Annotated in this window: 29 protein-coding genes, 1 tRNA gene and 1 riboswitch; of the genes, 6 read left to right on the top strand and 24 right to left on the bottom strand. The window is 43.7% G+C overall.

Features of this window, described 5'->3' with window-relative positions:
* Positions 1 to 23 precede the first annotated feature (23 nt).
* Positions 24 to 1,457, top strand: coding sequence for a phospholipase D family protein (locus tag ACQKNS_RS17800; protein ID WP_427644627.1), 1,434 nt, complete (start codon positions 24 to 26; stop codon positions 1,455 to 1,457).
* A gap of 135 nt (positions 1,458 to 1,592) precedes the next feature.
* A complete protein-coding gene (locus ACQKNS_RS17805; protein WP_427644628.1) occupies positions 1,593 to 1,940 on the top strand; it encodes a general stress protein in 348 nt (115 codons plus the stop codon).
* A gap of 78 nt (positions 1,941 to 2,018) precedes the next feature.
* On the opposite strand, the gene ACQKNS_RS17810 is transcribed toward ACQKNS_RS17805, so the two are convergent.
* From ACQKNS_RS17810 to mobA, 4 genes are read right to left on the bottom strand one after another with little or no spacing between them, the layout of a single operon-like run.
* Positions 2,019 to 3,038: a MoeB/ThiF family adenylyltransferase gene (locus tag ACQKNS_RS17810; RefSeq protein ID WP_427644629.1), complete on the bottom strand. Its 1,020-nt coding sequence runs from the start codon at positions 3,036 to 3,038 to the stop codon at positions 2,019 to 2,021.
* A 24-nt stretch (positions 3,039 to 3,062) separates the two neighbouring features.
* On the bottom strand, positions 3,063 to 3,296 hold the full coding sequence (gene moaD, locus ACQKNS_RS17815; RefSeq protein ID WP_427644630.1) for a molybdopterin converting factor subunit 1: 234 nt from the start codon (positions 3,294 to 3,296) through the stop codon (positions 3,063 to 3,065).
* Positions 3,289 to 3,753 (bottom strand): molybdenum cofactor biosynthesis protein MoaE, encoded by a 465-nt coding sequence (locus ACQKNS_RS17820; protein WP_427644631.1) that lies wholly within the window; start codon positions 3,751 to 3,753, stop codon positions 3,289 to 3,291. Before ACQKNS_RS17820 ends, moaD begins: the two co-directional genes overlap by 8 nt.
* Complete coding sequence (mobA, locus tag ACQKNS_RS17825; RefSeq protein ID WP_427644632.1) at positions 3,743 to 4,378, bottom strand: molybdenum cofactor guanylyltransferase; 636 nt, start codon at positions 4,376 to 4,378, stop codon at positions 3,743 to 3,745. The genes ACQKNS_RS17820 and mobA overlap by 11 nt, the downstream gene beginning before the upstream one ends.
* A 371-nt stretch (positions 4,379 to 4,749) precedes the next feature.
* Here mobA and pdxK point away from each other — a divergent pair, with 371 nt between their 5' ends.
* The 3 genes from pdxK (at position 4,750) to bshB2 (ending at position 6,813) form a co-directional block, all read left to right on the top strand.
* On the top strand, positions 4,750 to 5,577 hold the full coding sequence (gene pdxK / locus ACQKNS_RS17830; protein ID WP_427644633.1) for a pyridoxine/pyridoxal/pyridoxamine kinase: 828 nt from the start codon (positions 4,750 to 4,752) through the stop codon (positions 5,575 to 5,577).
* A gap of 124 nt (positions 5,578 to 5,701) precedes the next feature.
* Positions 5,702 to 6,049 carry a YojF family protein gene (locus ACQKNS_RS17835; RefSeq protein WP_076368396.1) on the top strand — a complete coding sequence of 116 codons (348 nt, stop codon included), beginning with the start codon at positions 5,702 to 5,704 and terminating at the stop codon, positions 6,047 to 6,049.
* Positions 6,050 to 6,147: 98 nt separating this feature from the next.
* A complete protein-coding gene (gene bshB2, locus ACQKNS_RS17840; protein WP_427644634.1) occupies positions 6,148 to 6,813 on the top strand; it encodes a bacillithiol biosynthesis deacetylase BshB2 in 666 nt (221 codons plus the stop codon).
* Between the two features lie 147 nt (positions 6,814 to 6,960).
* Here the strand turns inward: bshB2 and ACQKNS_RS17845 are convergent, their stop codons facing one another.
* From ACQKNS_RS17845 to ACQKNS_RS17940, 20 genes are all read right to left on the bottom strand, one after another.
* Positions 6,961 to 8,166 carry an MFS transporter gene (locus ACQKNS_RS17845; protein WP_427644635.1) on the bottom strand — a complete coding sequence of 402 codons (1,206 nt, stop codon included), beginning with the start codon at positions 8,164 to 8,166 and terminating at the stop codon, positions 6,961 to 6,963.
* Between the two features lie 18 nt (positions 8,167 to 8,184).
* The gene (locus ACQKNS_RS17850; RefSeq protein WP_427644636.1) at positions 8,185 to 8,604 is read right to left on the bottom strand and encodes a MarR family winged helix-turn-helix transcriptional regulator; all 420 of its coding nucleotides are present in this window, start codon (positions 8,602 to 8,604) and stop codon (positions 8,185 to 8,187) included.
* Positions 8,605 to 8,882: 278 nt separating this feature from the next.
* The gene (locus ACQKNS_RS17855; protein WP_427644637.1) at positions 8,883 to 9,965 is read right to left on the bottom strand and encodes a PQQ-dependent sugar dehydrogenase; all 1,083 of its coding nucleotides are present in this window, start codon (positions 9,963 to 9,965) and stop codon (positions 8,883 to 8,885) included.
* Positions 9,966 to 9,991: 26 nt separating this feature from the next.
* Positions 9,992 to 10,858 carry a Cof-type HAD-IIB family hydrolase gene (locus ACQKNS_RS17860; RefSeq protein WP_427644638.1) on the bottom strand — a complete coding sequence of 289 codons (867 nt, stop codon included), beginning with the start codon at positions 10,856 to 10,858 and terminating at the stop codon, positions 9,992 to 9,994.
* Positions 10,859 to 11,002: 144 nt separating this feature from the next.
* A complete protein-coding gene (locus ACQKNS_RS17865; protein ID WP_427644639.1) occupies positions 11,003 to 12,121 on the bottom strand; it encodes a PRK06851 family protein in 1,119 nt (372 codons plus the stop codon).
* Between the two features lie 88 nt (positions 12,122 to 12,209).
* Positions 12,210 to 12,686, bottom strand: coding sequence for a Cys-tRNA(Pro) deacylase (gene ybaK, locus ACQKNS_RS17870; protein WP_427644640.1), 477 nt, complete (start codon positions 12,684 to 12,686; stop codon positions 12,210 to 12,212).
* Between the two features lie 96 nt (positions 12,687 to 12,782).
* Positions 12,783 to 14,327 carry a gluconokinase gene (gntK, locus tag ACQKNS_RS17875; protein ID WP_427644641.1) on the bottom strand — a complete coding sequence of 515 codons (1,545 nt, stop codon included), beginning with the start codon at positions 14,325 to 14,327 and terminating at the stop codon, positions 12,783 to 12,785.
* A gap of 119 nt (positions 14,328 to 14,446) precedes the next feature.
* A complete protein-coding gene (locus tag ACQKNS_RS17880; protein ID WP_427644642.1) occupies positions 14,447 to 14,635 on the bottom strand; it encodes a hypothetical protein in 189 nt (62 codons plus the stop codon).
* A 425-nt stretch (positions 14,636 to 15,060) separates the two neighbouring features.
* Positions 15,061 to 15,759: an ATP-binding protein gene (locus ACQKNS_RS17885; RefSeq protein ID WP_427644643.1), complete on the bottom strand. Its 699-nt coding sequence runs from the start codon at positions 15,757 to 15,759 to the stop codon at positions 15,061 to 15,063.
* The gene (locus ACQKNS_RS17890; RefSeq protein WP_427644644.1) at positions 15,756 to 16,250 is read right to left on the bottom strand and encodes an ECF transporter S component; all 495 of its coding nucleotides are present in this window, start codon (positions 16,248 to 16,250) and stop codon (positions 15,756 to 15,758) included. Before ACQKNS_RS17890 ends, ACQKNS_RS17885 begins: the two co-directional genes overlap by 4 nt.
* 2 nt (positions 16,251 to 16,252) lie before the next feature.
* The gene (locus ACQKNS_RS17895; RefSeq protein WP_427644645.1) at positions 16,253 to 16,837 is read right to left on the bottom strand and encodes a cob(I)yrinic acid a,c-diamide adenosyltransferase; all 585 of its coding nucleotides are present in this window, start codon (positions 16,835 to 16,837) and stop codon (positions 16,253 to 16,255) included.
* A 14-nt stretch (positions 16,838 to 16,851) separates the two neighbouring features.
* Positions 16,852 to 17,280 carry a bifunctional adenosylcobinamide kinase/adenosylcobinamide-phosphate guanylyltransferase gene (locus ACQKNS_RS17900; protein WP_427644646.1) on the bottom strand — a complete coding sequence of 143 codons (429 nt, stop codon included), beginning with the start codon at positions 17,278 to 17,280 and terminating at the stop codon, positions 16,852 to 16,854.
* Positions 17,232 to 17,849, bottom strand: a complete 618-nt coding sequence (locus ACQKNS_RS17905) for a histidine phosphatase family protein (RefSeq protein ID WP_427644751.1) — start codon at positions 17,847 to 17,849, stop codon at positions 17,232 to 17,234. The genes ACQKNS_RS17900 and ACQKNS_RS17905 overlap by 49 nt, the downstream gene beginning before the upstream one ends.
* Positions 17,807 to 18,598 carry an adenosylcobinamide-GDP ribazoletransferase gene (cobS, locus tag ACQKNS_RS17910; RefSeq protein WP_427644647.1) on the bottom strand — a complete coding sequence of 264 codons (792 nt, stop codon included), beginning with the start codon at positions 18,596 to 18,598 and terminating at the stop codon, positions 17,807 to 17,809. Before cobS ends, ACQKNS_RS17905 begins: the two co-directional genes overlap by 43 nt.
* Positions 18,595 to 19,170 carry a bifunctional adenosylcobinamide kinase/adenosylcobinamide-phosphate guanylyltransferase gene (locus ACQKNS_RS17915; protein WP_427644648.1) on the bottom strand — a complete coding sequence of 192 codons (576 nt, stop codon included), beginning with the start codon at positions 19,168 to 19,170 and terminating at the stop codon, positions 18,595 to 18,597. Before ACQKNS_RS17915 ends, cobS begins: the two co-directional genes overlap by 4 nt.
* A complete protein-coding gene (gene cobD, locus ACQKNS_RS17920) occupies positions 19,143 to 20,216 on the bottom strand; it encodes a threonine-phosphate decarboxylase CobD (RefSeq protein WP_427644649.1) in 1,074 nt (357 codons plus the stop codon). The genes ACQKNS_RS17915 and cobD overlap by 28 nt, the downstream gene beginning before the upstream one ends.
* Positions 20,191 to 21,156, bottom strand: a complete 966-nt coding sequence (gene cbiB / locus ACQKNS_RS17925) for an adenosylcobinamide-phosphate synthase CbiB (protein WP_427644650.1) — start codon at positions 21,154 to 21,156, stop codon at positions 20,191 to 20,193. The genes cobD and cbiB overlap by 26 nt, the downstream gene beginning before the upstream one ends.
* Positions 21,153 to 22,625, bottom strand: coding sequence for a heme ABC transporter ATP-binding protein (locus tag ACQKNS_RS17930; protein ID WP_427644651.1), 1,473 nt, complete (start codon positions 22,623 to 22,625; stop codon positions 21,153 to 21,155). Before ACQKNS_RS17930 ends, cbiB begins: the two co-directional genes overlap by 4 nt.
* 6 nt (positions 22,626 to 22,631) lie before the next feature.
* Entirely contained in the window at positions 22,632 to 23,687 is a 1,056-nt protein-coding gene (locus ACQKNS_RS17935) for a FecCD family ABC transporter permease (RefSeq protein ID WP_427644652.1), read from the bottom strand.
* Positions 23,650 to 24,621 carry an ABC transporter substrate-binding protein gene (locus ACQKNS_RS17940; protein WP_427644752.1) on the bottom strand — a complete coding sequence of 324 codons (972 nt, stop codon included), beginning with the start codon at positions 24,619 to 24,621 and terminating at the stop codon, positions 23,650 to 23,652. The genes ACQKNS_RS17935 and ACQKNS_RS17940 overlap by 38 nt, the downstream gene beginning before the upstream one ends.
* A gap of 174 nt (positions 24,622 to 24,795) precedes the next feature.
* Positions 24,796 to 24,968: riboswitch (cobalamin riboswitch) on the bottom strand.
* A 313-nt stretch (positions 24,969 to 25,281) separates the two neighbouring features.
* Between ACQKNS_RS17940 and ACQKNS_RS17945 the strand changes: the two genes are divergently transcribed.
* A tRNA-Arg gene (locus ACQKNS_RS17945) sits at positions 25,282 to 25,355 on the top strand.
* Positions 25,356 to 25,406: the final 51 nt, after the last annotated feature.

Consider the following 25,406-nt stretch of genomic DNA (forward strand, 5'->3'; position numbering starts at 1 on the left):
TTAACCATGTTGGAGGATTTCCTATGAAAAAATGGTACAAAAGAAAACGATTTTATCTGCTTGTCAGCATTTTGATCGTCATTGCACTCGTAATCGCCTATAACAGCTACAAGCCTCTCCCCGATGGTATTTCCTATGAAGGAAAGGTTCACCATGTCGAGGATATCGATTTCATCTATGACCTTTCCTATCACGATGAACAAGGGGGTCTGCAACATGAGCAGCGTATTTTCCGAACCATAAACAAAGCCATAAAAGAGGCTGATTCTTATATCGTGATCGACATGTTTTTGTTTAATGCTTTTTATGATGAAAAGATAAACTTCCCGAAGCTAACCGAGACTCTGAAGGATAATCTGGTTGAACAGAAGAAAAAGAAACCTGGCCTCCAGGTTATTTTCATTACGGATGAAGTGAATACTTCCTATAATGCCTACCAGTTAGAGGCATTGGAAACGATGAAGAAAAATGGCATCGATGTCATCGTTACCAACTTAGACCGCCTCCGGGACCCGAATCCTCTCTATTCAGGTGTATATCGGACCTTTTTCCAATGGTTCGGTGAAAGCGGGAAAGGCTGGATTGTGAATCCAATGGCTAAAAGCGCACCAAAAGTCACCTTGCGTTCTTATCTTAGACTGATGAACATCAAAGCCAATCACAGAAAAGTGGTCGCTACTGAAAAAACGGCCATCATCTCATCTGCCAATCCTCATGATGCAAGTGGATTCCATTCCAATATTGCATTCCAAATGGATGGGAATATTATAGGAGATTTTGTTAAAGCCGAAGAAGCTGCTTCGAAATTCTCGGGAGGACCGAAGTCATTTCCTGAGTTTAAAGGGACATCAGCGGATAAAGGACCGATATCGGTACAGCTGCTAACGGAAGGAAAAATCAATAAACATGTCCTTAGGGCAATTAAGGATGCCAAAAATGGTGACATCATCCATCTTGCCATGTTCTACATTGCCGATCGCGAGGTTGTCGAGGCATTGACGGATGCAGCGAAACGGGGTGTGAAGATTCAAATGATATTGGATCCGAATCAAAACGCTTTCGGAAGTGAAAAAATCGGGCTTCCCAATCTACCGGTTGCCGCCGAATTCGAAAAACTGGGGGATGAAAATATCTCGATCCGCTGGTACAAAACAGATAAAGAACAGTTCCATACAAAGTTGATGATGATTCAAAGGGCTGATGAAACGGTGATCCTTGGAGGATCGGCTAATTATACGTCACGCAATCTGGATGACTATAATCTTGAAGCGAATGTTGAAATCCATGCTCCAAATGATGCGGACGTTTCCAAGGACGTCGATGGCTATTTTCAAAGACTCTGGACAAATCAAAATGGAACATACACGGTGGATTACAGTGAATACCAGAAGAAACTGCCTGTCTTTAAATACTTGACCTACCGCATTCAGAAGGTATTCCGCTTCACCACTTACTAAAACTTTCTTCTATATAAATGTTTATCAGTGCCCAAATGAGGTTATATATTACTATAGCCAACCAGCAACTGTAATAAGCAAGATTCCATTTACCTGCATTCAAGAGAATCCAACTAAATTCAAGGAGGAGTTTATATGTATCAAGTACATGTAGTAGAAAACGGTCTACAAGCAAAGGAAAAAATCGATGAATTAGTTACTACAGGTTATACGAAAGACGATGTATATTTGTTTGCCCATGATAAAACCCGTTCAAAACACCTTACCGAGAATACAAATACAGAAAGTGTAGGCATGAAGGAACAAGGTTTCCTTGACAGCGTCGGAAATATCTTTAAATCTCGCGGAGATGAACTTCGTAACCGAATGAGCAACCTTGGCCTTAGTGATATGGAGGCAGAACGTTACGAGGAAGTGCTTGACGAAGGAAAAGTAGTCATCGTTGCTTCCAAACAAGATAATAAGGACGAGGTTACACACTAATTCCTGATAACCATTACCCTATATGGGTTCATAAAAAAGCGAGGCTCCTTAACCGGCAGCCTCGTTTTTTTATATTCATTATCCCAGGATTCTTTGGTACGCGGCCTTTGCATGGACCATGTCCTTCGTACCGTGAATCAGCGCCCTGCCATCCTTGAAAATGACGATACGCTCCCCAGCTTTTTCACAAGAGAGAAGAAATGGATTGAATTTCACCAAATAGCCGCTGCCGTCCAGATCTTTGGCTAGTTTCTCGAGTTGCAGTTCCAAAGGATTTGGCGGTCTTACCTGTACAGTATCCCTTCCGCAAAGAACAGCCGTTTTCGTTGCATTTTCCAGTGTTAAAAAAGGGTATGTCCTCTGCTCTCCGCACGAGAGACAATCCTTCTTTTTCGCTTTCGTCAATTTAACGGTTTGGTATTGATTTCTCCACAAATCAAAAGAAACAAGTGCAGGCCGTACCGATTCCCAATCTTCAACAAGGATTTTCAAAGCTTCGGCAGTTTGGTGTGCCACTACCATCGTTACAGCTGGTGATATGATTCCCCCTGTGTCACAGGTCATTCCTTGAATGGGGATTGCTTTGAGCAAACAGTGCAAACATGGAGTCTGTCCGGGAAGGATCGTCAAAGTCATGCCAACACTCCCCACACATGCCCCATAAATCCACGGTATATGAAGCTTTTGAGATAAATCATTAATGATCATCCGTGTCTCGAAATTGTCGGTTGCATCCAATATCAAATCAACATCACCAAGAAGCTGTTCGAGGTTCTGGGCAGTCGCGTCCATGATGATGGCATTCACTTCCACTTCATGGTTGATATCAAATAAATGACGCTTTGCCGCTTCTGCTTTTGGCAGCTTCTCCTCGACATCCCGTTCTGTATACATTTGTTGGCGCTGTAAATTACTGGTCTCGACATAATCCCTGTCGACAATGGTAAGCTTCCCCACTCCTGCACGAGTAAGGGCCTCGGCATTAGCAGATCCCAAAGCCCCTGCACCAAGAAGCAAGACATGCTTCTTCATAATTTTCAATTGGCCCCCTTCGCCAATGGGGGCGAATAAAGTCTGCCTTGAATATCGCTCTTTCACCGTGAACCCTCCCTTCCAAGCACTTTAGCCCCCACTTACTGGTGGAATGAAAGCAACTGTATCTCCATCAGATAGAATCGTGTCATCATCGGCAAATTCTTCATTGACCGCCGTCATCACGGTTTCTAGACCTTCCAATTGAAAATCCACTTTCATTTTACCTTTTAGCTCCGCCACACTCATCCCATTTCCTTCCACAGAAAGAGTCTCTTTGCCCAGCTCATCTTTCAATTGGGCAAATAAAAGTACATTAATCATCAATATCCCCCTTTTCCGGTTTCCCCGATGGATATGGAACGGTTTCCAACTGGTTTCCTACCCATGTCTCCCCATCTTCCCAGTGTTCTTTTTTCCAGATCGGGACGATTTCTTTTATTCTTTCAATCGCATATCTGTTCGCCTCATATGCATCATTTCGATGTGGCGTACTAACGGCAATGACCACTGCGATATCCGTGATTTCAAGTTTGCCTACACGATGGGTGATCGCCGTTTCTGCATCAGGCCAACGTTCCTTGATCTCAGAACCGATTTGCTCCAATTTCTTGATGGCCATCGGTTCATACGCTTCGTAAATTAAGAAGAGAGTCTTTTTTTCTTTCGTCATTTCCCTCACAGTACCAATAAAGGTCGTGACGGCACCTGCATTCCGCTTGACTACTTTATCAATCACTTCCTGGATGACAATCGGCTCTTTTGAAATATTATAATTCATGTCTACCATCCTTTATATATAATTCAGTTTGATCAATATAACCCGCCTCTTGATAATCTTCCATCGTATTCATATTGAAAAAAAGGTATTGAAAATGTTCAGGATTCTCTCGATATAACGTAAAGTCGGTTTCTTTCATGACCTTCACCGAAATCTTTTCCAAAAATAAACGCATTTTTAATTCATGTTTCATTAAACACTCCGTCAGTACAGGAAGACACCTTTTATGGTAAACAGCAAAAAGCGGCTGGAGCCTGCCATTTATTTCTGGAACGACAGCATCGAATTCAGGTTCATAATGAGAAATGATATCCTTTATGGCATCTGCACTCACAAACGGCATATCACAGGCTGCAAGAAACTGAAGCTCCGTTTCCGACGAGGCCAACCCTGCATGCAATCCGCCAAGCGGGCCTTGACCTTTATGTGAATCTGGAATCAGCGGAAGTTGCAGAAAATGATATTCTTCAAATGCATTCGTAATGACCATGATGTTTTCTGACACCTTTTTCAATTCGGATGCCACTCTTGAAATGTTCACAACGCCACCTATGGTCAACAGGGCCTTATTCACTCCCATACGGCTTGATTTCCCACCAGCTAAAAGCAACATTGTCCATTCCATAAGAATCTCCCTCCCTTTTTTGGGTTTATTCCAGCACCGAACGGTAAAGCTATACTAAAAGTGTCCGCTATATTTAAATATTTTAAATCAACTTTGAAAATAATGACACCTTCTCAAACTTTGCTTTGTATTTCAAAGGATGGAAAGTAAGGTCCAAAGCTAAAAAAAGCAGGCTGACCGTCCATCCGATTTCCTGGATACCAGGTCCGAAAAATGACTTATGCGAGGCCATTGCACTTCTTTCTCCAAGACACTCATATTATGGTGAAAACTAAGTTTTACATAAAAGAAATTTTGGTATATTCTAAAAATAGGATATTAACTGGTATGCTGATAATATCGATAACTAATTCTCCTGAGGAGGTCACATAATGACTATGAAAAGAGCTATGACAGTTGCCGGATCTGATTCGAGCGGCGGCGCTGGACTTCAAGCAGATTTAAAGACATTCCAAGAATTCGGCGTTTACGGTATGTCCGCTTTAACGACAATCGTGACGATGGATCCAAAGAATGGCTGGTCCCATAATGTATTCCCTACACCAGTCGAAGTTTTGGAAGCCCAAATCGAAACGATTTTATCAATCGGCATTGACGCAATGAAAACGGGAATGCTTGGATCAGTGGAAATCATTGAACTTGTTGCCCGTAAAATAGATGAGTTGAAGCTGGACAAAGTCGTAATCGATCCAGTTATGGTATGTAAAGGTGAAGATGAAGTGTTGCACCCTGAAACGGCTGTCGCTCTGCGTGATCTGCTTGTTCCACGTGCAACTGTAGTCACGCCAAACCTTTTCGAGGCCGCTCAGTTAGCGGGAACTGCGCCAATCAAGACGATTGATGACATGAGGGCCGCAGCTGAAAAGATTCATGCACTTGGTGCAAAATATGTCTTGATCAAAGGCGGTAATAAGCTGGATCTTGATAAAGCCATCGACCTTTTATATGATGGAAAAGAATTTGAAATCCTTGAATCAGAAAAAATCGAAACGACCAATACACATGGTGCCGGCTGTTCTTCTTCTGCAGCTATTGCAGCTCAATTGGCTGAAGGGAAAAGCCCGCGTGAGGCTATCCTCATTGCTAAAGACTTCATTACCGAGGCGGTTCGCCATTCTTGGAAAATGAATGAATATGTTGGACCTGTCAATCATGGTGCATATCACAAATATGGAATTGCGGAAAAAACACAAAAATAAAACATCAAGTTTAATGGCTGCTCAAATTCATCGAGCGGCCTTTTTCGCTTTTTTTGCTTTTATTTAGTAAAATAGAAAGAAGGAAAAGCTTATCTAGCCGCCCAGTTAAGGAGGAAATTATAGAATGAAACCTATAGACCGTACAGAGGTGCAAAATGCCATTGATTCTTTCGCCGGACAAGATGTATATCTTCACCTTGAAACGACAAATGGCGCCTATGCCACTCATGTAGATGAAGCTTTCTTTTCGGCAGGTGCTTATATTCGTAATGCTTTTATACAGTATGAACATGGGAAGATAGTTGGGGATGGACCCTACCGCATCGGCTTGAAGCTCAATATTGGCTGGGTATATGCAGAAGGCGTTAACCACTTCGAATTGGATGAACAGGGGAGATTGCTATTGGCAGGCCTTGATTTTTCCGGAAAGCTTGCTGTCTCCATGCAGCTCAGTCCCACCCCCTTTGAATGATGACAACTTAGCTTGATATATATCATATAATTCCGATGAAAACTCCCATTCACCGATAACCATACTCACTGTAAGTAGAACGGAAGGAGAAATATACCTTGGAAAAAGAACGCCATGTATTAGTTATATTCCCACATCCCGATGATGAAGCCTTCTCGGTCTCCGGAACGCTTGCCCTTCATAGAGAAGCGGGCACTCCTGTCACCTATTTATGCTTAACTTTAGGAGAAATGGGACGTAATTTAGGAAACCCTCCATTTGCGACAAGGGAATCGCTCCCTAAAATTCGCAAAAAGGAATTGATCGATGCAGCAAATGCGATTGGCATCCAAGACTTACGCATGCTTGGATTGCGTGATAAAACGATTGAATTCGAAGATGATGAAAAACTGACTTCATTATTTACCGATGCCATCAATGAATTGAACCCTTCATTGATCATTACGTTTTACCCAGGATACAGTGTCCATCCAGACCATGAAGCGACAGCACGGGCTGTGGTTCGGGCCGTGGAAAGAATGGAAGAGAAAGAGAGACCTAAACTTCATTGTGTCGCCTTCTCGAATAACTGCATTGACGAATTGGGTCAGCCTGACATCATCCAGGATATCTCTGCCGTTGAAGAAAAAAAGGTGGCTGCATTCACTGCCCATCGTTCTCAAACACAGGCAATGGTGATCGATTGGAAAGAGAAGTTCGAAAATCAGGATGCAGATTTTCTGGACTGGATCCGCAAAGAACGATTATGGACCTATAGATTTTAAAGAAACCGCCAATAGGCGGTTTTTTTTGTTTATGGCATAAAAAAAACGCCTGTCGATTACAGGCGGAGAAAGGGGGATACTTTGGAAAATCAATCATAATATAAGCATCCCCAAAATTCTTCATTTTATACAATCCTAGTCAAAAAATTAAGCAGACAAGCGTTTCTCATGCTGCATTTTCGTTCTTGCCGAGGCTTTTTTTCCGTGCGCCAAGAAATAAATGCCAATAAGTATGAATGCAAAGATCGACATTCCCATGAATAACCCTTTGAACCCTGTAAATGGAATTAGGAATCCCAATAGGAACGGGCCGACACCAATACCGAAGTCATACATTGTAAAAAACGTGGATGTGGCTAATCCCATCCGATTTGATGGGGCTTCCTTAATCGAAATCGCTTGACAGCTTGATTGGAACGTACCATACCCGACTCCAATAAGGGCGCCGGCAATCAGAAGCGTGATACCGTGATGGGATTGGCTAAGGATGACCATACCGACGGCAAATAGTAAGAGCGACGGGTAAATAACGGCATTTTCCCCCTTCACATCAAACATACGTCCTGTAAACGGACGGGACGCCAAAAGGAATACAGCAAATACGACGAAGAAAAAACTTGCCGCATCCATTAAATCCATTTCCTTTGCAAAAGACGTTAAATAGGACAAAATGCTCGAATAGGTAAATCCGGCAAATCCGATGAAAATGGAAATGGGCAGTGCCCTTTTCTCAAAGTAATCACTGATTTTAAATCCTTTTTGTGGTGAAGCACCGCCCTTTTCCCTTTCAGGCACATTCATGAATAATGAGGCAACTAAAGAAAATGCGGCAAATAAGGAGGCTGCATAGAAAATGATGGAATAACTGAAATGCTGTGTAATCAGCAATCCAATAAACGGACCGAATGCCATTGCCAAGTTTGTACTCATGGCAAAGTAACCTGTACCTTCCCCGCGTCTTTCATTCGGAATGATATCTGCAGCAATCGTTCCAGTCGCAGTGGTGGCAAGGCCAAAAGCAAAACCGTGAATAAGCCGGTCGATCAATAAAAGTGATAAACCATTCACAAGGAAATAGCCTATGGATGCGGCCAGGAATAGAACCAACGATCCAAGCAACATCTTTCTGCGGCCGATCTTGTCAATTTTTTTCCCTGCAATCGGTCTGACAAGCACAGCCCCAAGAACAAAGATACTTGAAGCAAGTCCCGCTTGTGCTTGCGACGCATGAAAGTTATCCATCGTGTAAATGGTCAATGTCACCATCAAGACATAAAAAGTTAAAAATAAAAAAAAGTTCGCAGACGAGACAATCAAGAAGTCTTTCGTCCACAATTTCGGTTTATGATTCATTTCAATCCTTCTTCCTTACTATTGTTTTAATTTTTCCTTCAGGAAAGTCAACGTTCGTAACGTTGCCTCCCGATCCTCTTCAGCCAAACCGCTCATTAATTGAAGTTCAAATTCTTCAACTACCTTTTTGGCCTCGTGATAAGTCCTTAAACCTGACTCCGTTAACTGTATTCTCCGTTCCCGCTTATCTTTTCCCGGGACTTGTTCAATCAAATCAAGTTCTTCCAACCGGTTTACCGTCCTGGTTACCGTCGGTTTCTCCACATCTAGATATGTGCTTATTTCAACAAGCGTGGAACAGCCAAACTGACTCAGATAATATACAATCGACCATTGGGAATGAAAAAGATCGACCTTGGCCAATTGTTCATTTAACTTTTTGGTAAATGACCTCGTAAATTGTAAGTTATGATGAAAAAAACCATTATTAAAGGACAAAGATATTCCTCCTGAAAAGTAGTTACCTAGGTAACTATACACCTATTCGTAAGAAATGTCTAGCTTTCGGCTGAACGAAAATATCGTATGCACACCGTTTCCTCATGAAAGAACTACTCGTGAATTTGGTGCGTTTACTCGTAAGTTTGGCGAAAGCAGGGGTCAAATCGGGGTCATTAACAAAAAGGAAACCCCGCTATTAATAAGCGAGGCTTCCGTTATTTGTTTTTCGTTCGAAAACTATTTTGAATCACACAAATACTACATCTCCGAGCTTCTCATTTTAACCTAGATAGTGGCAAACGATAAAGTTTATCATCGTTTTCATCAGGATTTCCTCGGCCGTCCGTATTATTGCTTATGAAATAAAGGAATCCTTCATCAACGAATACGTCACGGATCCTTCCTGAGCCCGTAATGATATTCGTCAGTTTTCCGCTTTTTACATCATAACTCTTAAGCGCTTCGCCTCTTAAGGATGCAAAATAGAGCTTTCCTTCAAAATAGGCCATGCCAGAAGGAGCCCATGTAGTTTCACCGGAATGAATCAATGGCTTTATCATATCAGGTTTTTGCTCATCGCCCTCTATATCTGGCCAGCCATAGTTCTTACCCGGATCCACTTTATTTAGTTCATCGTGTGCTGAATCTCCGTGCTCACTTTCATATAACTGCCCTGCTTCATCCCAGGCCAGACCTTGTGGATTGCGGTGACCGTAAGAATAGACGTATGAATTCCCGAAAGGATTATCTTTCGGAATGGTGCCATCCAGGTTCATGCGCAGAATCTTCCCGCCTAAAGAATCAAGGTCCTGTGCGGTTTCAGCGTTTCTTGCATCGCCTGTTGTTGCGTATAGCTTATCATCCGTTCCAATCTTGATCCTGCCGCCATGATGGTAGTCACCGCTTGGTATTCCGTCGATTAAGGTCTCCATCTCCTGCCATTTATCATCATTTTTTTCTAAGATGACGATTCGATTGATGGAATCCCCGCCTTCTTCATAAGTATAATAGGCTAAAGCTTGCCCGCTCTTAGAGAAATCGGGAGCAAGCAAAAATCCAAGCAACCCAGCTTCCGCTTTAGCTGACAATGTCTTTTTAAGGTTGACATTTTGCCGTGTCATCTTATCCTTGTCCCATTCAACGATGGTTCCTGCCCGCTCTGACACATACATTGTGCCCCCATTCTTCTGGATCGACCATGGGGCCTGCAGGTTCGTTATCAGCACATCCGGCTCTTCCCCTAAAGTGCCCGTCACTTCTTTGTCAGGATTCGGCTGGTTTTTGCTGTCGCCATCATTCATGTTACAACCAGTTAAAATCAATGTAGCCATAAGGTAAAAAAAGAGCGTTTTTTTCAAAGCCTTTCCCCCTTCGATTCATGAGTTTAATAGGCTGACTGTTTAAGTACCTTTAAAATGGCCTCCGCGACACCGGCTTCATCATTCTTGCCTGTTACTTCATCACACATTTTTTTAATTTCGAGCGGGGCGTTTCCCATTGCGACAGACAAACCTACCCGTTCAAACATGGATACATCATTATAATTATCCCCAATAGCCATCGTTTCCTGCATTGAGCCGGATTTTCCATTCACATATGCTTCAAGTGCCGTACCTTTTTGAGCTGTTTCACTCATGATTTCCACATTTTCACGTCCGGATGAAGTGACTGTAACTCCCTGCCCTTCCAATTTAGAAGCAATTTGATTTAATAAAGTTGAATCCTTTGAGAAGCTGAGAATTTTATAATATTCCTCATTCGAACGGCTGAATAGCTCGGAATAATCGGAAATGGAAGTTACCTGTCCAAGCTGTAAACGTTGCTCTGCATATTTCCGCATGTTCTCAGGGTCAATGTCAGGATTGGCTGTAACGAATACATCAACCAAAACGGATATTGCGTTTTCATAGTCTTTGGAATAAATCCCCTGACTCGTATATATTTCGAAATAAACCCCTTGTTCTTCGAGGAATCCAGCAACCATTTTAGCAGTGGCAGCAGACATTGGATTGGAAGCGGCAATCTTTCCGTCCTCCGTAAAGAGGGCAGCACCATTTACACAGATGACAGGGCAATCGATGCCTGCTTCATCCAAGGCGAACCTAGCTTCCACATAAGATCTTCCAGTAGCAATGATCACTTCCACACCCTCGCTTTGCGCCTTCTGGATGGCATGTTTATTTTCCTCACTGACCTTTTGCATTTTGTTTAGTAATGTTCCGTCCATATCAATCGCAATCGTCTTTATCAATTCAATCGGCCCCTTTTTTCAATATAATCCCTATTTTAACCGAAAGATCGTGGATAAACACGTTTTACCACCACGTCTAGATTCTTGGTGTGACTTCAGTCATAAAAAAAACTGCACCTAATTAAGATAGGTGCAGTTTTTTTCTTAATGCAGTATCGTTTTTCTGTCGACATCTTGGGCCCGTTCAGTAATCTGTTCGTGGATGTCTTTTTGAATGTCATCGATGGCTGTAAAATCCATTGCTTTTACATAAATCTTTTCGAGTTCGTCATGCAGCTCTTTTGCCTTAGCCAGATTTGCTGTCGCTTCATTCATTTTCGTCCGGTACCTAGTGGAAACATCCTTTAACTGTTCGGCATATATTTCATCTGTTCCTGGCAGGATGGCTGTTTTATATATATCAATGATTTCGTCCCCTCCACAACTCGGGAAATATTCATGCGGGGAGGTGCTGTCAAATATGGCGATCCCAACCTCCCGGACGATTACCATGTCCAAGCTATGCGGATCGAAACCACAATGATATATTTCCACATCAAAGCCTCTTTGCTCTGCAGCCTTTGCAATCTTCTTCAGCAACGTTGATTTACCGGAACCTGGGCGTCCCTTTAAAAAGTACCGTTTTTGTATTCCCTCAGTAATATTCGGGATGAAATCAACCGCACCCGTTGGTGTAGCGGCCCCTAAGAATCGGTGACGAACATCCGACTTCTTATTAAGGACGATATCTCTATAAAAGCCTTCTATCAATTTATTGGTCAACCCATTCAATTTTGCGAAATCAATATTTGCCTTATAAATGTCTTCCCATTCATCATGTATCTTCAATGCTTCAGCGAATAGGGAATATGCCTTTTCGAAACTTTTGCTTCTCGCATTCGTCAACTTTATGATGGCGGCTCTTTCAGAAGCCAGCTGCTGGGAATCCCAGGCAGCCCCTAGGTTGACATATTCCTCAATGGCACCTGGTGCCTTCGGTTCAATCACATGCGGCGCGGTCCCATCCACGATCCCGATTTTCAAAGCCGGTATGATTACTCCATCAATGGAATCATTATCGGACGAACAATGTAAATACTCGATGTCATAGCCTTTATCCAGCCATTCTTGGCCGACTTTTTTCATAATCGTCGATTTACCAGAACCAGGTCCACCTTTTAATATGAATAATCTTTCCAGCCCTTTTAAATTAGAATCATATAAACTATAAAAACCTTTAGCCGTATTGCCTCCAGCAAAATAATTCATCACTTTTCCTGTCACTTTCACACTCTCCCTCACAATACAGATGTAACTTCAAGACAGCGTATGAAAAAAAGACCCAATAGGTGAATACCTAAAGGAAAATAGTTTATTTTATTAGGGCTACAGATTCCGCTTGTGTGACTTCCAGGAATTCTGAAGGTTTTAATACGATCTGTGTACCGATTTTCCCTCCACTTACGATGATTTCAGGCAGGTTTGTTGCACTTTCATCGATAAAAGTCGGGTATTGCCTCTTCATTCCGATCGGGGAACAGCCCCCCCGAATATACCCTGTATATTTTTGCAGATCTTTAACCGCAAGCATTTCAATTTTTTTTGCACCTGCGGCCTTCGCTGCTTTTTTCAAATCCAGTTCGGTTGCTACAGGGATGACAAATACGTAAAGCTGCTGCGGTCCGTTATGGGTAACAAGCGTTTTAAAAACGGTTTCCGGCGCTTTTCCAATCTTGTCCGCAACAGTGATCCCGTCGATTTTTCCATCGCGGGCATCATAACTCATCATTTCATACTCTATACGTTTGTTATCAAGAATTCGCATTGCATTCGTTTTACTGGCTCCCATAAGAAATTCCCCTTATCGTTTTCTACCATCTTACCATTTTAAATAATGGGCAAAAAGAAAAGCACAGTGCTTACTCATCTGTGCTTTCCCTGGAAATTATTCTAAATGGCGTCTTTGGAAATCAGCGATCCTCTTGTAGTCGCCTTCCAATTGCCTGCTCACGGATAAATAAATCGACATTAATTCTTCATACACTTTAACATTCTCTTCGATCGGGACAAGTTCATTCGTTTCACCAACCATACCCTCAACCTCATCAAGGCTTTCGATTTCGCCTAAAGCGTATAATCCAAGAACGGCGGCACCTAAACTCGAACTCTCAAAGCTTTCAGGAATTGTCACGTTTTGATTGAATATATCAGCCATGATTTGGCGCCAGAGCTTCGAGCGGACGAATCCGCCGCTTGCATGAATTTTCTCGGGAGCACCAGCCAGCTCCTTTACAGCAATAAGGACACTGTACAAGTTATACATCACACCCTCCAGCACTGCCCGGACCATATGGTCACGAGTGTGGTGGAGAGCCAGTCCAAAGAAGGAGCCCCTTGCATCGGCACTCCATAATGGTGCCCGTTCCCCTGCCATATACGGGTGGAATATCAACCCATCAGAACCAGGGGCAATATTAGAAGCCATATCCGTCAGAATCTCATAGGAGTCCTGTCCCGAAGCCTTCGCTTTTTCGATTTCCACACGGCCCAATTGATCGCGGGCCCATCGGAAGGTGATTCCCCCATTGTTGACCGGTCCGCCGATTACCCAATGATTCTCAGTAAGGGCATAGCAGAAGGTCCTGCCTTTGGGATCGGTAAGCGGCCGGTCACTGACGGTCCTTACCGCACCGCTCGTTCCGATTGTCACTGCCAGGACGCCTGGCTTGATTGCGTTTTGCCCTAAGTTGGCAAGCACGCCATCACTCGCGCCAATCACAAACGGGGTACCAGAATGAATGTTCATTTTTGCAGCTAATTCCTCACTTAAGCCTGGGAGGATATGCGTAGTAGGGACAAGGGCTGGCAGCTTGTCAGCCCCGATTCCAGCAATGGTGAGTGCCTCTTCATCCCACTTCAGGTCATTCAAATTGAACATGCCCGTTGCAGAAGCGAGCGAATAATCCATCACATACTCATTGAAAAATTTATAGATGATGTATTCTTTAATACCTATAAATTTTTCCGTTTCGTTAAAAATCCCGGGATGTTCATTTCTTAACCACATGATTTTCGTGATTGGCGACATTGGGTGAATGGGTGTTCCCGTTCTGTGATACAATTGCATCCCCTGTTCCGAAGCCTTCAATTTCTCCGCATAGGCAACACTTCGATTATCCGCCCATGTAATGCTATTCGTCAGCGGGTTGCCGTCTTTACCCATCGCGATCAAGCTATGCATCGCCGAACTGAACGATATGAAGCCCAGTTCTTGCTTTTCTATTCCGCTTGCAATCATAACCTCGCCTATTGCAATGATGACCGCTTTATAAATTTCCTTGGGATCTTGTTCCGCAACGGAAGGAGTTGGACTGTGAAGAGGATATCCCCTCGAACAAGATTGGACAACCTCCCCCCCTTTTGAAAAAAGGACCACCTTCGTACTCGTCGTGCCAATATCGATTCCCATCATATAACCTGATTGTCCCATATTTACATCATGCTCCTTTCTCTTAAACAATTGAGTCCAAAAGTAAGATTAGGATAAGTGAAACGACTCATCTAATCGTTTCGATAGTCCAAGACTTTAATGTTTGCGCGCCTTTTAAATTAGAAAGCCCTTTGATCATCAAAATCCTGGCTCCCCCAATCTGCACCGCCGGCTCCAATAATCAAGATGATGGATGCAGCTGGGGCGAGGAGGGCGGCCATGAATTGGCTTAGTTCTTCTTTATTAAAACCTCTAGCGCAACCTAATGTAAAATGAAACCGCCACAGAATCTTAACAAAAAAAAGCACTGAAAGTCTCGATCAACATTAATAAGTCCGGCATTGAAATCGTCAATGTAATGCCGAAACTGCTCAAGGTAGATCCGCTAGACCCTGGGGTGCTTGTAACACCCATTCCTTAGATATACAGGAAACAGGTCAATCACCATCACTGAATGCACTATCTGTTCACTGAACCTAAACGGGGATTCGTAACCTCTCTGCACCGCTTAATGGACCATCGCCTTTCCAAGCATGGTTCCTACGTCAATGAGTGCCATCTAACCAAAATTATTACCTGCCCCTGTCTGAACAGCATCTGCAACATCCGGAATATCCATACGCGCGATACTACAATTTCTGAAAGGAATTCAATAAGGTAAGCTCTCAATGAAAAAAGTATCGAACCAGTTCATCGTGAACTAAATTCGATACCTGATTCAGCCATGAAATAATCATTCACCAATAAAAAGAGGACCGGATCGGTGCTTGATTTCTTCCTCCAGTTGTTCAGGATAAGCAATGAGGAAGCAAGTGGATGGTCCTGATGATTTTGCAATATCGACTTTATTACTTATATGCACAGAAACACCTTCACCACTTTGATCCAAATGCCCCCATTCATATGCTATCCCTTTTGAGCCGACTGGAAGTGCCTGAACACCTTCCATTTCACATAGGCATTTATATAAAGATAACGGCGCAATCCAATTTTGCTGTTCCATTACTTCTTCTCCAACGAGCGGCCTGCCGATCAGAGCTATTTTCCGTATAGGATGCTGCTTTTTAACGCATTCATTCGCCCGTTTACCAATCACCATAAGACCAAGTGCTGATTGAAGAAGCGGCATGTTACTTTCCGTGCTGCCTGTAATGGGGAGATTCTCCATCCCCAATTCATCAAGCCCCTTCCTGACACCCTTGGTCAAGTCCTCCCAGGCTTGATCACCGCAGAAATTATTTAGGACGACGGATACTGGAATCCCGCCAACGCCCAAACATTCCATGACAGCCACCCGAAAGGAATAATATCCTACGACCTCATAAGGGACATGGACAAGGTCTTTTTCCTTCAGGCCGATTCCGCCGCTATTATCACTTGAAATGATCAATGAATCCGATTCGGAAAATGGCAAAATCAATGAATCACTCATTCTGCGAGTCCATCTTTAAAAATCATTTTTTTCAAGACAGGCTCCAAGCGTGGCAGTAAAAGGGCAGCCAATACTACATTTACCGCCGTCGCTGCCGTTAATCCCGGAACCAACAACGTGTAAAAGCCAGGGCTGATCAGGAATGCGAAAGGCAGGGCTAGAATGAAGGCATTGCCGATAAAGAAGAGGAAAAACGCGCCCACTTTTTTTCCGTTTATATATAAAATGCTAAACATCCATGTCAGGACTGCCATTTCGACCATGATCAAAAAGTGGAATGGCCCAAGTGGCATGCCGCCGAATAACGCTGAAATGATATGACCAAGCGCAGCTACAATAGCCCCCGATACCGGGCCAAGTATGACAGCCGCCAAAAGGGCCGGGAAACTATCCAAAGCGATACTCCCGATCGGGGAAGGGATTTTAATCATCGCCCCTACCGCCGATAAGGCAATGAATATAGCAATTGCACTAATTTTTCTTACATCCATGTTTACTCTTTTTCCTTTCTTTTCCCTCCACGGAATACATTTGCGCTGCGGATATATTCCACATCTTTCACACCAAGACGGAAGTTGATCACACGTGCAACAGCAAAGAAGTAATCTGACAAACGATTTAAGTATTGAAGTGATAATGGTGAAACGGCCGCACCAGACTTGATCAATGAAACGACCAATCGTTCCGCCCTTCTTGTAACGGTACGGGCAATGTGAATGGTTGCAGCCGCTTTTGAGCCGCCAGGCAGGATGAACTTTTCCAATTCCGGCGCTTCAAGTATGAAGGCATCTATTCGTTCTTCCAAATAGGTAATGGCCTCTTCCGTCAGCTTTTGTGGGGCCTTATCGGAAACGGTTGCCAAATCACCGCCGCAGTCAAACAACTCATGCTGGATCTTCTCAAGATCGGCCAGTACATCCGTAAATATCGCAGAATCCAATTCCGTCACCGCAAGACCGATATAGCTATTCACTTCATCCACCGTTCCATAAGATTCAACACGGATGTCATCCTTATCAAGCCGACCTCCGATTACGCTTGTTTGTCCCTTATCCCCTGTACGTGTATAGATTTTCATCCCAATTGCCTCCTCTACTTTATTTGCTGGTTAATTCCATACCAGATGATATCAACGCGACTGGACATGGATGCTACATCTTGAAAGACCCATCCGCAGGCATCGCGCCATCTGCGATCTTTTGCTTCGATCGGGACGATGCCTTTGGAAATATCAGAACCGATCACAATGCAATTGTGTTCATCCTTTTCTTTCTCCCATATTCGCCAATCAGCCATGATTTCCTTCCATCTTTTTCGAATCGAATCTGAATCCATCTTTTCTGCATCTTGTTGAATCCATGCATCCAATCCTTGCAATACAACAGTCTTGCCTTGAAAATCGATCAATTCCGGCTTTTCTTTTCGATAACCGGATAGCCAAAGGACATCATTTTCCAAACCATATAATTGCTTTACCCATTTAGTTTTCCCATTATAGGCGCCTCCTGTAACAAAGTGCAACGTTCTCCCCTCCTTAAGCTGTCCCGGTCTTCCCATATCAGCTCATATCCCCTGCCGTGGGAAATTCCCCAATCAAAAAAGGACTTTTCCTTCGGGGCATAGCGGACCAATAAGTCACGAATTACCCCACCATGCGTCATTAGGGCAATTCGGTTCTCCTTACAGGCAATCAAATGGTTCCAGCCCTTATTCACACGCTCGGAAAATGCCGGATAGCTTTCACCCCCGGGCACAAGGGCCTCCATGGGACGTTCCAGCCAATTAAGATAATCTCGATCTGTCTTCAACTCTTGATACGTCCGTCCCTCCCAACTGCCGAAGTTCATTTCACGGAACAAATGGTCCTTGACCGGAACTGCATGAGGAAACAGCAGACGTGCAGTTTCCACACAGCGGGGCAAATCACTGCTGTGGATTTTTTCATACGTTGGGTAAGATCCTCTTAATTCCAGTATTTCCTTTTCTCCTTTGACGCTTAATGGAGAATCCGTCCAGCCTAAATAGGCTTTTCGTTCATTTGCTTCCGTCAGCCCATGACGAAGTAGTGTAATAGCCACAATATCAACCATAACCAAAGCTCAACCCCTTCCACGGATGCCCCCAGTACATCCCCCGTTATCCCACCGAACCAACTGACGATTTTTCGTTTTATATAAATCAGGAAAAAAAACGCAGCCAGACACATGATGAAAAATAAGGTGACAAGCTTAAAATCGATGATCCCGGCAATCGCCAGACTTACAAGGAGGTACAGCCAATAAATGGGCAAACTGCTTTTCTTTACTGCACTTTGAAAAAAAGCACCGAGCCCCTCTTTTTTAGCCAGCGGCATCCGGATGAGTAAATAACCCATCACGCATTTGCTTAAGAGCGGAAGGGCAATGATCAAGAAGTATGTCCATTCATTTATCCTTTCGACAATTTCATAGATGAATAGAAAACGGGCGGCCAATAGGACTATGACGGAGACGACACCGAATGCACCTGTCCGGGAATCCTTCATGATTTCCAATCGCCGCTCTTTATCCTGATAGGAAAAAAAAGCATCACTTGCATCGATCCAGCCATCGAGATGCAAACCTCCCGTTAATGCCATCGTCAAAAACCAAAGGAAAAAGGCAATCGCAAGCGATGACAACGGGGTCCATTCCACTAGCGCATACAAAACACCGCCCAATATCAAGCCTAGCAAAAGACCTACCAACGGAAAGGTTTGAATGGCACGGTGAATATATTTCTTCTCCATCGGAAGCTGCTTCTTTATTGGAAAAACCGTAAAGAACTGCAGGTTAATTAAAAATCCGACCACTCCGCTCATTCCTGCATGCACCCTTTCTTCCGCAATGGAATTCCCGCTTCTACAAGAAAGGCTTCATCAGCCTGCCCGACGATCGTTTGATGAAGCTGGCCCAGTGTTTTTCCGTATATATGAAGGAAATCATCCTGGAAAATCGGTTCCTGCACCAATTCATTGCTCACGACTATTAAACAGCTGGATTGTTTTCTTATTTCATTGATTCCGGTTATTATTTTTGAAAAAACGCCATTTAAAAATTCTTCTTCAAGCGGAACACCTGGGCCAAATAGCTCGTTATCAAGCAGGGTTGTCAGACAATCAAGCAGAATGATGGAATCCTGATCAATGTCCTCCCCTATTCTTGTAATATCTGTTGCGTATTCGGAAGTTTTCCAAGCAATCGGGCTGCTTTCTCTATCTTTCCGGTGCCTAAGGATGCGTTCACCCATCTCCACATCACTGATACGGCCACAGGCGAGGTAATGCAAGTTCCCATCCAATTGGAGTGCATACTCCAGGGCTTTTCTTTCTGCGAAGCTGCTTTTTCCGGAACGGACACCCCCGGTTATAAAACAGAGCCTTGCTTTCTCCACTGTCTTACCCCCTCCATCAGTGCTTCGTTATCATGTTCACTCTTCACTGCAAACCGAAGCCACCTTCCATCCAAACCGGGAAAATTATAGGTATGGCGCGGTACGATTCCTTTTTTCAGCAAAAAGGGGAAAAGGGATAAGGATTCATCTTTCACCAAATAAAAATTGACTGTGCTATCGGAGACATCCAACCCCTGCTCCTCATAAAACCGGAATAGTTTTTGCTTTTGCCATGCAATATAGTCTCTTGTCTTTTTCATATAGGCTTCTTCTGCAAGACAGATTTTCCCTACTTCAAGTGCCACATGGTTGACGCTCCAATGCGGTTTATAATTTCTTACCCGTTTTATGATGTCAGGTGCCGCAAGCAAATAGCCCAGTCTCAAACCCGGAATTGCAAAGATTTTAGTCATTGACCTTAGAATGAGTAAATGTGGAAATACATGAATTAAAGAAGCATAACTAAAGGCATCCTCCGTAAAATCATAAAAGGCTTCATCCAGGATTACCAGGCAATCCGCTTTTTGGCATTCAATGATCAATTCCCTAACTGTATCCCGCTTAAATGAAACGCCCGTCGGATTATTGGGCGTACATAAGAAAATTGCATCATATTCGGGTAATCGGGGAATCAATCGATCCAAGTCCAATTGCCACTCAGGAGCATCAAGCTGGTGAAAATCGACCTTACATCCAGCTGCCAAACACGCTTCTGCATATTCCGCAAATGCCGGCTGAATGATTAGCACCCTTTGATTGGCTAATCCGTTCGCTACCAGCATGATGATTTCAGCACCACCGTTCCCCATCAAAACGGATTGCTCAGGGAGTGTTTCTTTTTTTGCGATTGATTTTGTCAGTTCACTGGCATGCGGATCTGGGTATTGAAGGATTCCTTCGAAAAACCCAGACCACTGTTCCTTTATGCGTAAAGGCGGACCCAATGGGTTGATGTTAGCACTGAAGTCGAGAACCGATTCAGGCATTTCAATTTCCAGCGCTTCGTAAAGATAATGAGGATTAGAGCCATGAGAAGGTAATGTCAAGAATAAGTCCCCCTAGCCATAGCATCAGTAAAAATAGAAAAGATGACCGATGCATGATGGTAATCGTTTTTGGTATATGTTTTGCTTCCAATCGAACAAGCGGAACTCCCATCCTCGCACGGTCGGAAACAATTCCTTTGTACATATTCCGGCCTCCAAGCTGGATTCCCAAAATGGCAGCAACGCCTGCTTCACACCACCCGCTATTCGGGCTTGGATGTTTTTTTGCATCATTGAATAATATCTTCCATCTGGCACCAAATCGATGATGGCGAGATTTCGAGCTCAGCAACATTAGGAATCCGGTGAGGCGGCTGGGAATCCAGTTGACGATATCATCGAGCTTGGCAGAAGCCCATCCGAATTGTCCATATTTATCATTTTTGTACCCTACCATGGAATCGCAGGTATTAATCGCCCTGTACACCATCGCGAGCGGCGCACCGCCAAATGCTGCCCAAAACATCGGTGCCGTAATCCCATCACTGGTATTTTCCGCTACGGTTTCCACGGTGCCCCTGACGATTTCGGATTCATCAAGCTCAGCAGTATCACGGCCCACGATATAGGAAAGCTTTAGCCTCGCTTCAGGAAAATCCCGTTCATTAAGCGGAAGGCAAACATCCATCCCAGCTTGCTTCAAGCCCTTCTGAGCTATCGTGGTGGAAATGACGACAGCTTCCCAAAGGATACCTGCAAGCGGATGGATCCGATATGCCAAATAGACGGTAAGACCCGTAATCAATAACACCGCCGATAAGACAAGGATCAACATGAAGAGTCCATTACGTTTCTTATATGCTCCTCTATTGAATGCCAGATCCAACTTGCTTATCATCGTTCCTATCCATTTGACTGGATGCGGCCAATTCGGCGGATCACCAATTAATAGATCAAGGATAAACGCCAGCGTAACTGCAAAAAGATGATGATAAATCATAAATCCTCAATCCGTTTCCAAGTATTCTTTAATGCTTCCACTGTACAATCATAAACACCGCGACTGATCAGCTTCCCTAACGGAGTGATGGTGCCCGCATATTGAAGCTTTGCCCCTCTTTGAGTTGCCGCAATCAAAATGCTGTCTGTCGATGTTCCTGTTGCATATGTATTTGTCACCTTATCCATGACACGCAAATCATGAAGGGCTTTTACTTTTGCCTCGGTCGCAGTGACTATGCTGTGGATGAAAGCCTCTTCTGCCAAATGCCCATTTATGAATATCCAAGTATTTATCGTTCCTGGAACGGAACTCCAAGAATGCCGGTCAGCTAAAGAAGCGTCGATGGCATTGCCTACACCAGCCGTCACGATAATAAAAACCGAGAAATCTTCAGCTCTTAATAGCTTGAAGGCAACCGTATCCAGAAAGACAGCTGTCATCATCCCTACCGTTTCCTGAGGTTCAAAACCATGAGTCTTTAAATAGTCGGCCATTTCAACATGATGATCCACGCAATCATAGCCATGATGGACGTGCCTATTCACAAAATATTTATGCCAGCCCGTCCCTGAACCAGTCACTCCAGAAGACATCGTTCTAAGCGGGATCGGAGAATCCAATTGAATCATCTCAGGACCGACTGTCAAATAAGAACCATCGATTTCCAATGGGATAGTATCATTGCCATGCTTTTCCGGAACGATGAACATCTGCGGTTTCGGAAGGGCGGGATGTGGATGTTTTTCGATCGTCGTATGATATACATCCTGAATCCGTTCTTGTTGGAGCACTTCGTTCGGCACATCAACAACTTGAATCTGCCCTTTCTCAAGCAACATAAGCCGATCACAATATAATCCGGCCAAATTCAGATCATGAAAAATTGAAATAACGGTCAACTTCTGCTCTTTTGCCATTTTCCTCATTAGATCAAGAAGATCTTTTTGATAGGAAAGATCCAAGTGGTTCGTAGGTTCATCCAAAAAAAGGATTTCCGGCTCCTGGGCAAGTGCCTGTGCCAGCAAGACCCTTTGTTTCTCCCCTCCTGATAATCTTTCAAAATGAAGATCCTGAAAATCAGCTACTCCCGTTTGTTCCATAACTCGCTGGACAATCGATTCATCTTCCGCAGACCAACTATGGAACCAACCTGATTGATGGGCATATCGCCCAAGTGAGACCGTCTCTTTTACTGTATAGGAGAAAGCCAATGAGGAATGTTGAGGGAGCACAGCAATGACCTGTGCCAGTTGTTTTGACGTATAATCCTTCAAATCCCTGCCTCTTATCCGTACGCTTCCGCCTTTAAAATCGAGCACCCCGCTAAGCATGCTTAAAAGCGTCGTTTTTCCACTGCCATTTGGACCAAGAATCCCGAATAATTCCCCTTTATGTACATCAAAAGAGACAGAGTCCAAAACAGCTTTGTTATGATATCCACCTGTTAACCCTCTTACTTCAAGCATCCGTTTTTACCCTTCTCTCCGTCTCTTTAATAAAATCAATGCAAATGCAGGTGCCCCGATAAGTGAGGTGATCACCCCGATCGGCAGTTCCGATGGGGCGATGATCGTTCGTGCCACAAAATCCGCCAATATTAAGAATCCGCTTCCCATCAACAATGACAACGGAAGTAAATGTTTATGATCAGGCCCCCAAATCTTTCGGACAAAATGAGGAATGACCAATCCTACAAAGCCAATCGCCCCCGAAACAGCAACGGCTGCCCCTGTCAATATTGAACCGGCTATCAAGATCCACATTTTCCGCCGCTTAACATTCACACCTAAATGTTTTGCCCGGTCTTCCCCGAAAGTCATCGCATTCAATTCACTTGTATTCATGATCAAGATCAATGAACCAATGATAAAAAACGGCAAAATGATTGCAATGTAATTCCATCCGCGCATTGAAACGCTTCCCATCAGCCAGCCGATGATTTGTCTTAATTCATCACCCGTCAACGCAATCATCAATGAAATGAAGGCACTTAAAAACGAGCTGAAAATGATTCCCGTTAAAATGATCGTTTCCACTTTCATCGATCGATCCATTTTTTTTGCAAACGTCAGTACGCAAAGCATCGTGAGCACTGAGCATAAGATGCTCAATGCCGGAAGCGTATATATACCGATGAATGGCAGAGAAATATTCAAGAATATTGTCAATACGGCGCCGACCGATGCTCCTGATGAAATACCCAATGTATAAGGATCAGCGAGCGGATTCCGGAGCAGTCCCTGAAAAGCCGCACCCGCAATCGCAAGTGATGCCCCGACCAAACCCGCAAGCAATACACGCGGCAAACGGATGTTCATCACGATATTCGCAAGCATCACATCCGGATCAGCAGAAATCGGCAAATGGAAAATCTCCTTGCCGATTATTTGCATAAGTACGGGAACCGGTACTGGCACCGAACCAAAGGAAATGCCTATCGTCATTGCGAATAACAAAATCAACAACGCACTCAAATAAGCAAACGCCCATTTAGTTGTCAAATTGGTTCGGATAGACTGATTTGGCAAGTTCCTCTACTCCCTCTATTAAACGTGGACCGGAACGGGTCACCAAGTCTGAATGCACATCAAAGACTTGGCCATTCTTAATGGCATTTACATCTTGCCATCCCTTTCGGCCCTTCACTTCACTTACTGAATCTTTCGTATAGTAACCATACGTTGTAATGATGACATCCGGATTTGCAGCAATCATCGACTCTTCATCAATTTTTGCCCATCCGTCCAATTCAGCAGCAGCATTATCCGCTGAAATAATAGTAAGCATCTCATTCATGAAAGTATTTTTTCCAGGTGTGTATATATCCGGTGAAGGCGAAACTTCCACTAAAACGGTCTTCCTATCCTCTTCCTTTACGGACTTGGCCTTTTCCTGGATATCCTTGAGTTTCGTTTTCATATCCGTAACGATTTCTTCTGCCTTATCATGTTCTCCCGTTGCCTGTCCAATCATTTCAATAGACTTATAGACTTGGTCAAAGCTTTGTGCATCATTGACTACGAGAACATCTATTCCAGCATCCTTAAGTTGCTGTAAACCCTCATTTGAATTATGGGCACTTGATGCATGCGCAAGAACAAGATCAGGCTTCATGGAGACAATCAGCTCTGTGTTCATTTCCATTCCGCCAACTTTTTCAATTTCTTTCGTTTCTTCCGGGTAATTATCATTGTCGGATACACCGACGACCTTTTTTCCCAAACCAAGTGCAAAGACCACTTCCGTATTACTTGGTATCAACGAAACGATTTTCTTCGGTTTTTGTTCTATCGTTACTTTTTCCCCAGTTGCATCTTCAATCGTAACCGGGAAAACTTCGTGTTGAGCATGATTTGTTTGCTGCTTTTCTTTTCCTTCATCCTTAGCGTCACTGCAGCCAACCATCAAGCCTGCAGTAAGCAACATCAACAGCTTCAGACCAAAAATCTTTTTCATTTTCATTCCCCACAATCTTTTCATTTAATTTCTTCCCACCTAAATAAAGAAAACTCATTCCCGGAAGATACCCCCAAAACAAAAAGCACCTCCCGTTAAACGGAAGGTGCTTGTATGGCAACAATATCATTACGGACTCTTTCTTAGGGTCTGCCACACACCTTCCCATCCGCGTAGGTTACAGGTGTACGAATTCTGGCAGGTCTCCTGGCTCATGGTCATCGTCAACGGCACCTTCCCATATCTCATACAGTGGTATACAGCCGTCAGCTCCCATTTACAGTGGCGGGACCGCGCTGGCATTTCACCAGCTTCCCTTTTAAGTCATTAAGACACCAAATCGTTCTTATGTATATAATTTTCACTGCCTTCATTATACACCATGTAAGAATCGATTATTATATGATTTTTCTGAACAGGTTGGAAATGCCCCGCCCAACTTCATTGATTCGAGGAATTTTCAATCAATGACGCAAACCCATCGACTGATAATCAGGGTGAAACCCGTACTCGATGCAGGGCATGCATCCCTTGGTTCCCTTGAAGCTCCCCCAGGTTCGGTGGTGACTGGAGCATTTATGAAGATTTTTTTCATAAGTATGTGCTATAAGCTTGAAAAGTTTGCCTATAAGAAATATAATAAATAAGTCGTCGACTTATTTATATGTCCCAGTAGCTCAGCAGGATAGAGCGACAGCCTCCTAAGCTGTAGGTCGTAGGTTCGACTCCTATCTGGGACGCTAATTAAAAACCCTGTTACAACGCGGTTATTCGCTTAGTAACAGGGTTTT

This window comes from Peribacillus sp. NPDC094092, from assembly GCF_050279365.1.
Lineage (GTDB): Bacteria > Bacillota > Bacilli > Bacillales > DSM-1321 > Peribacillus.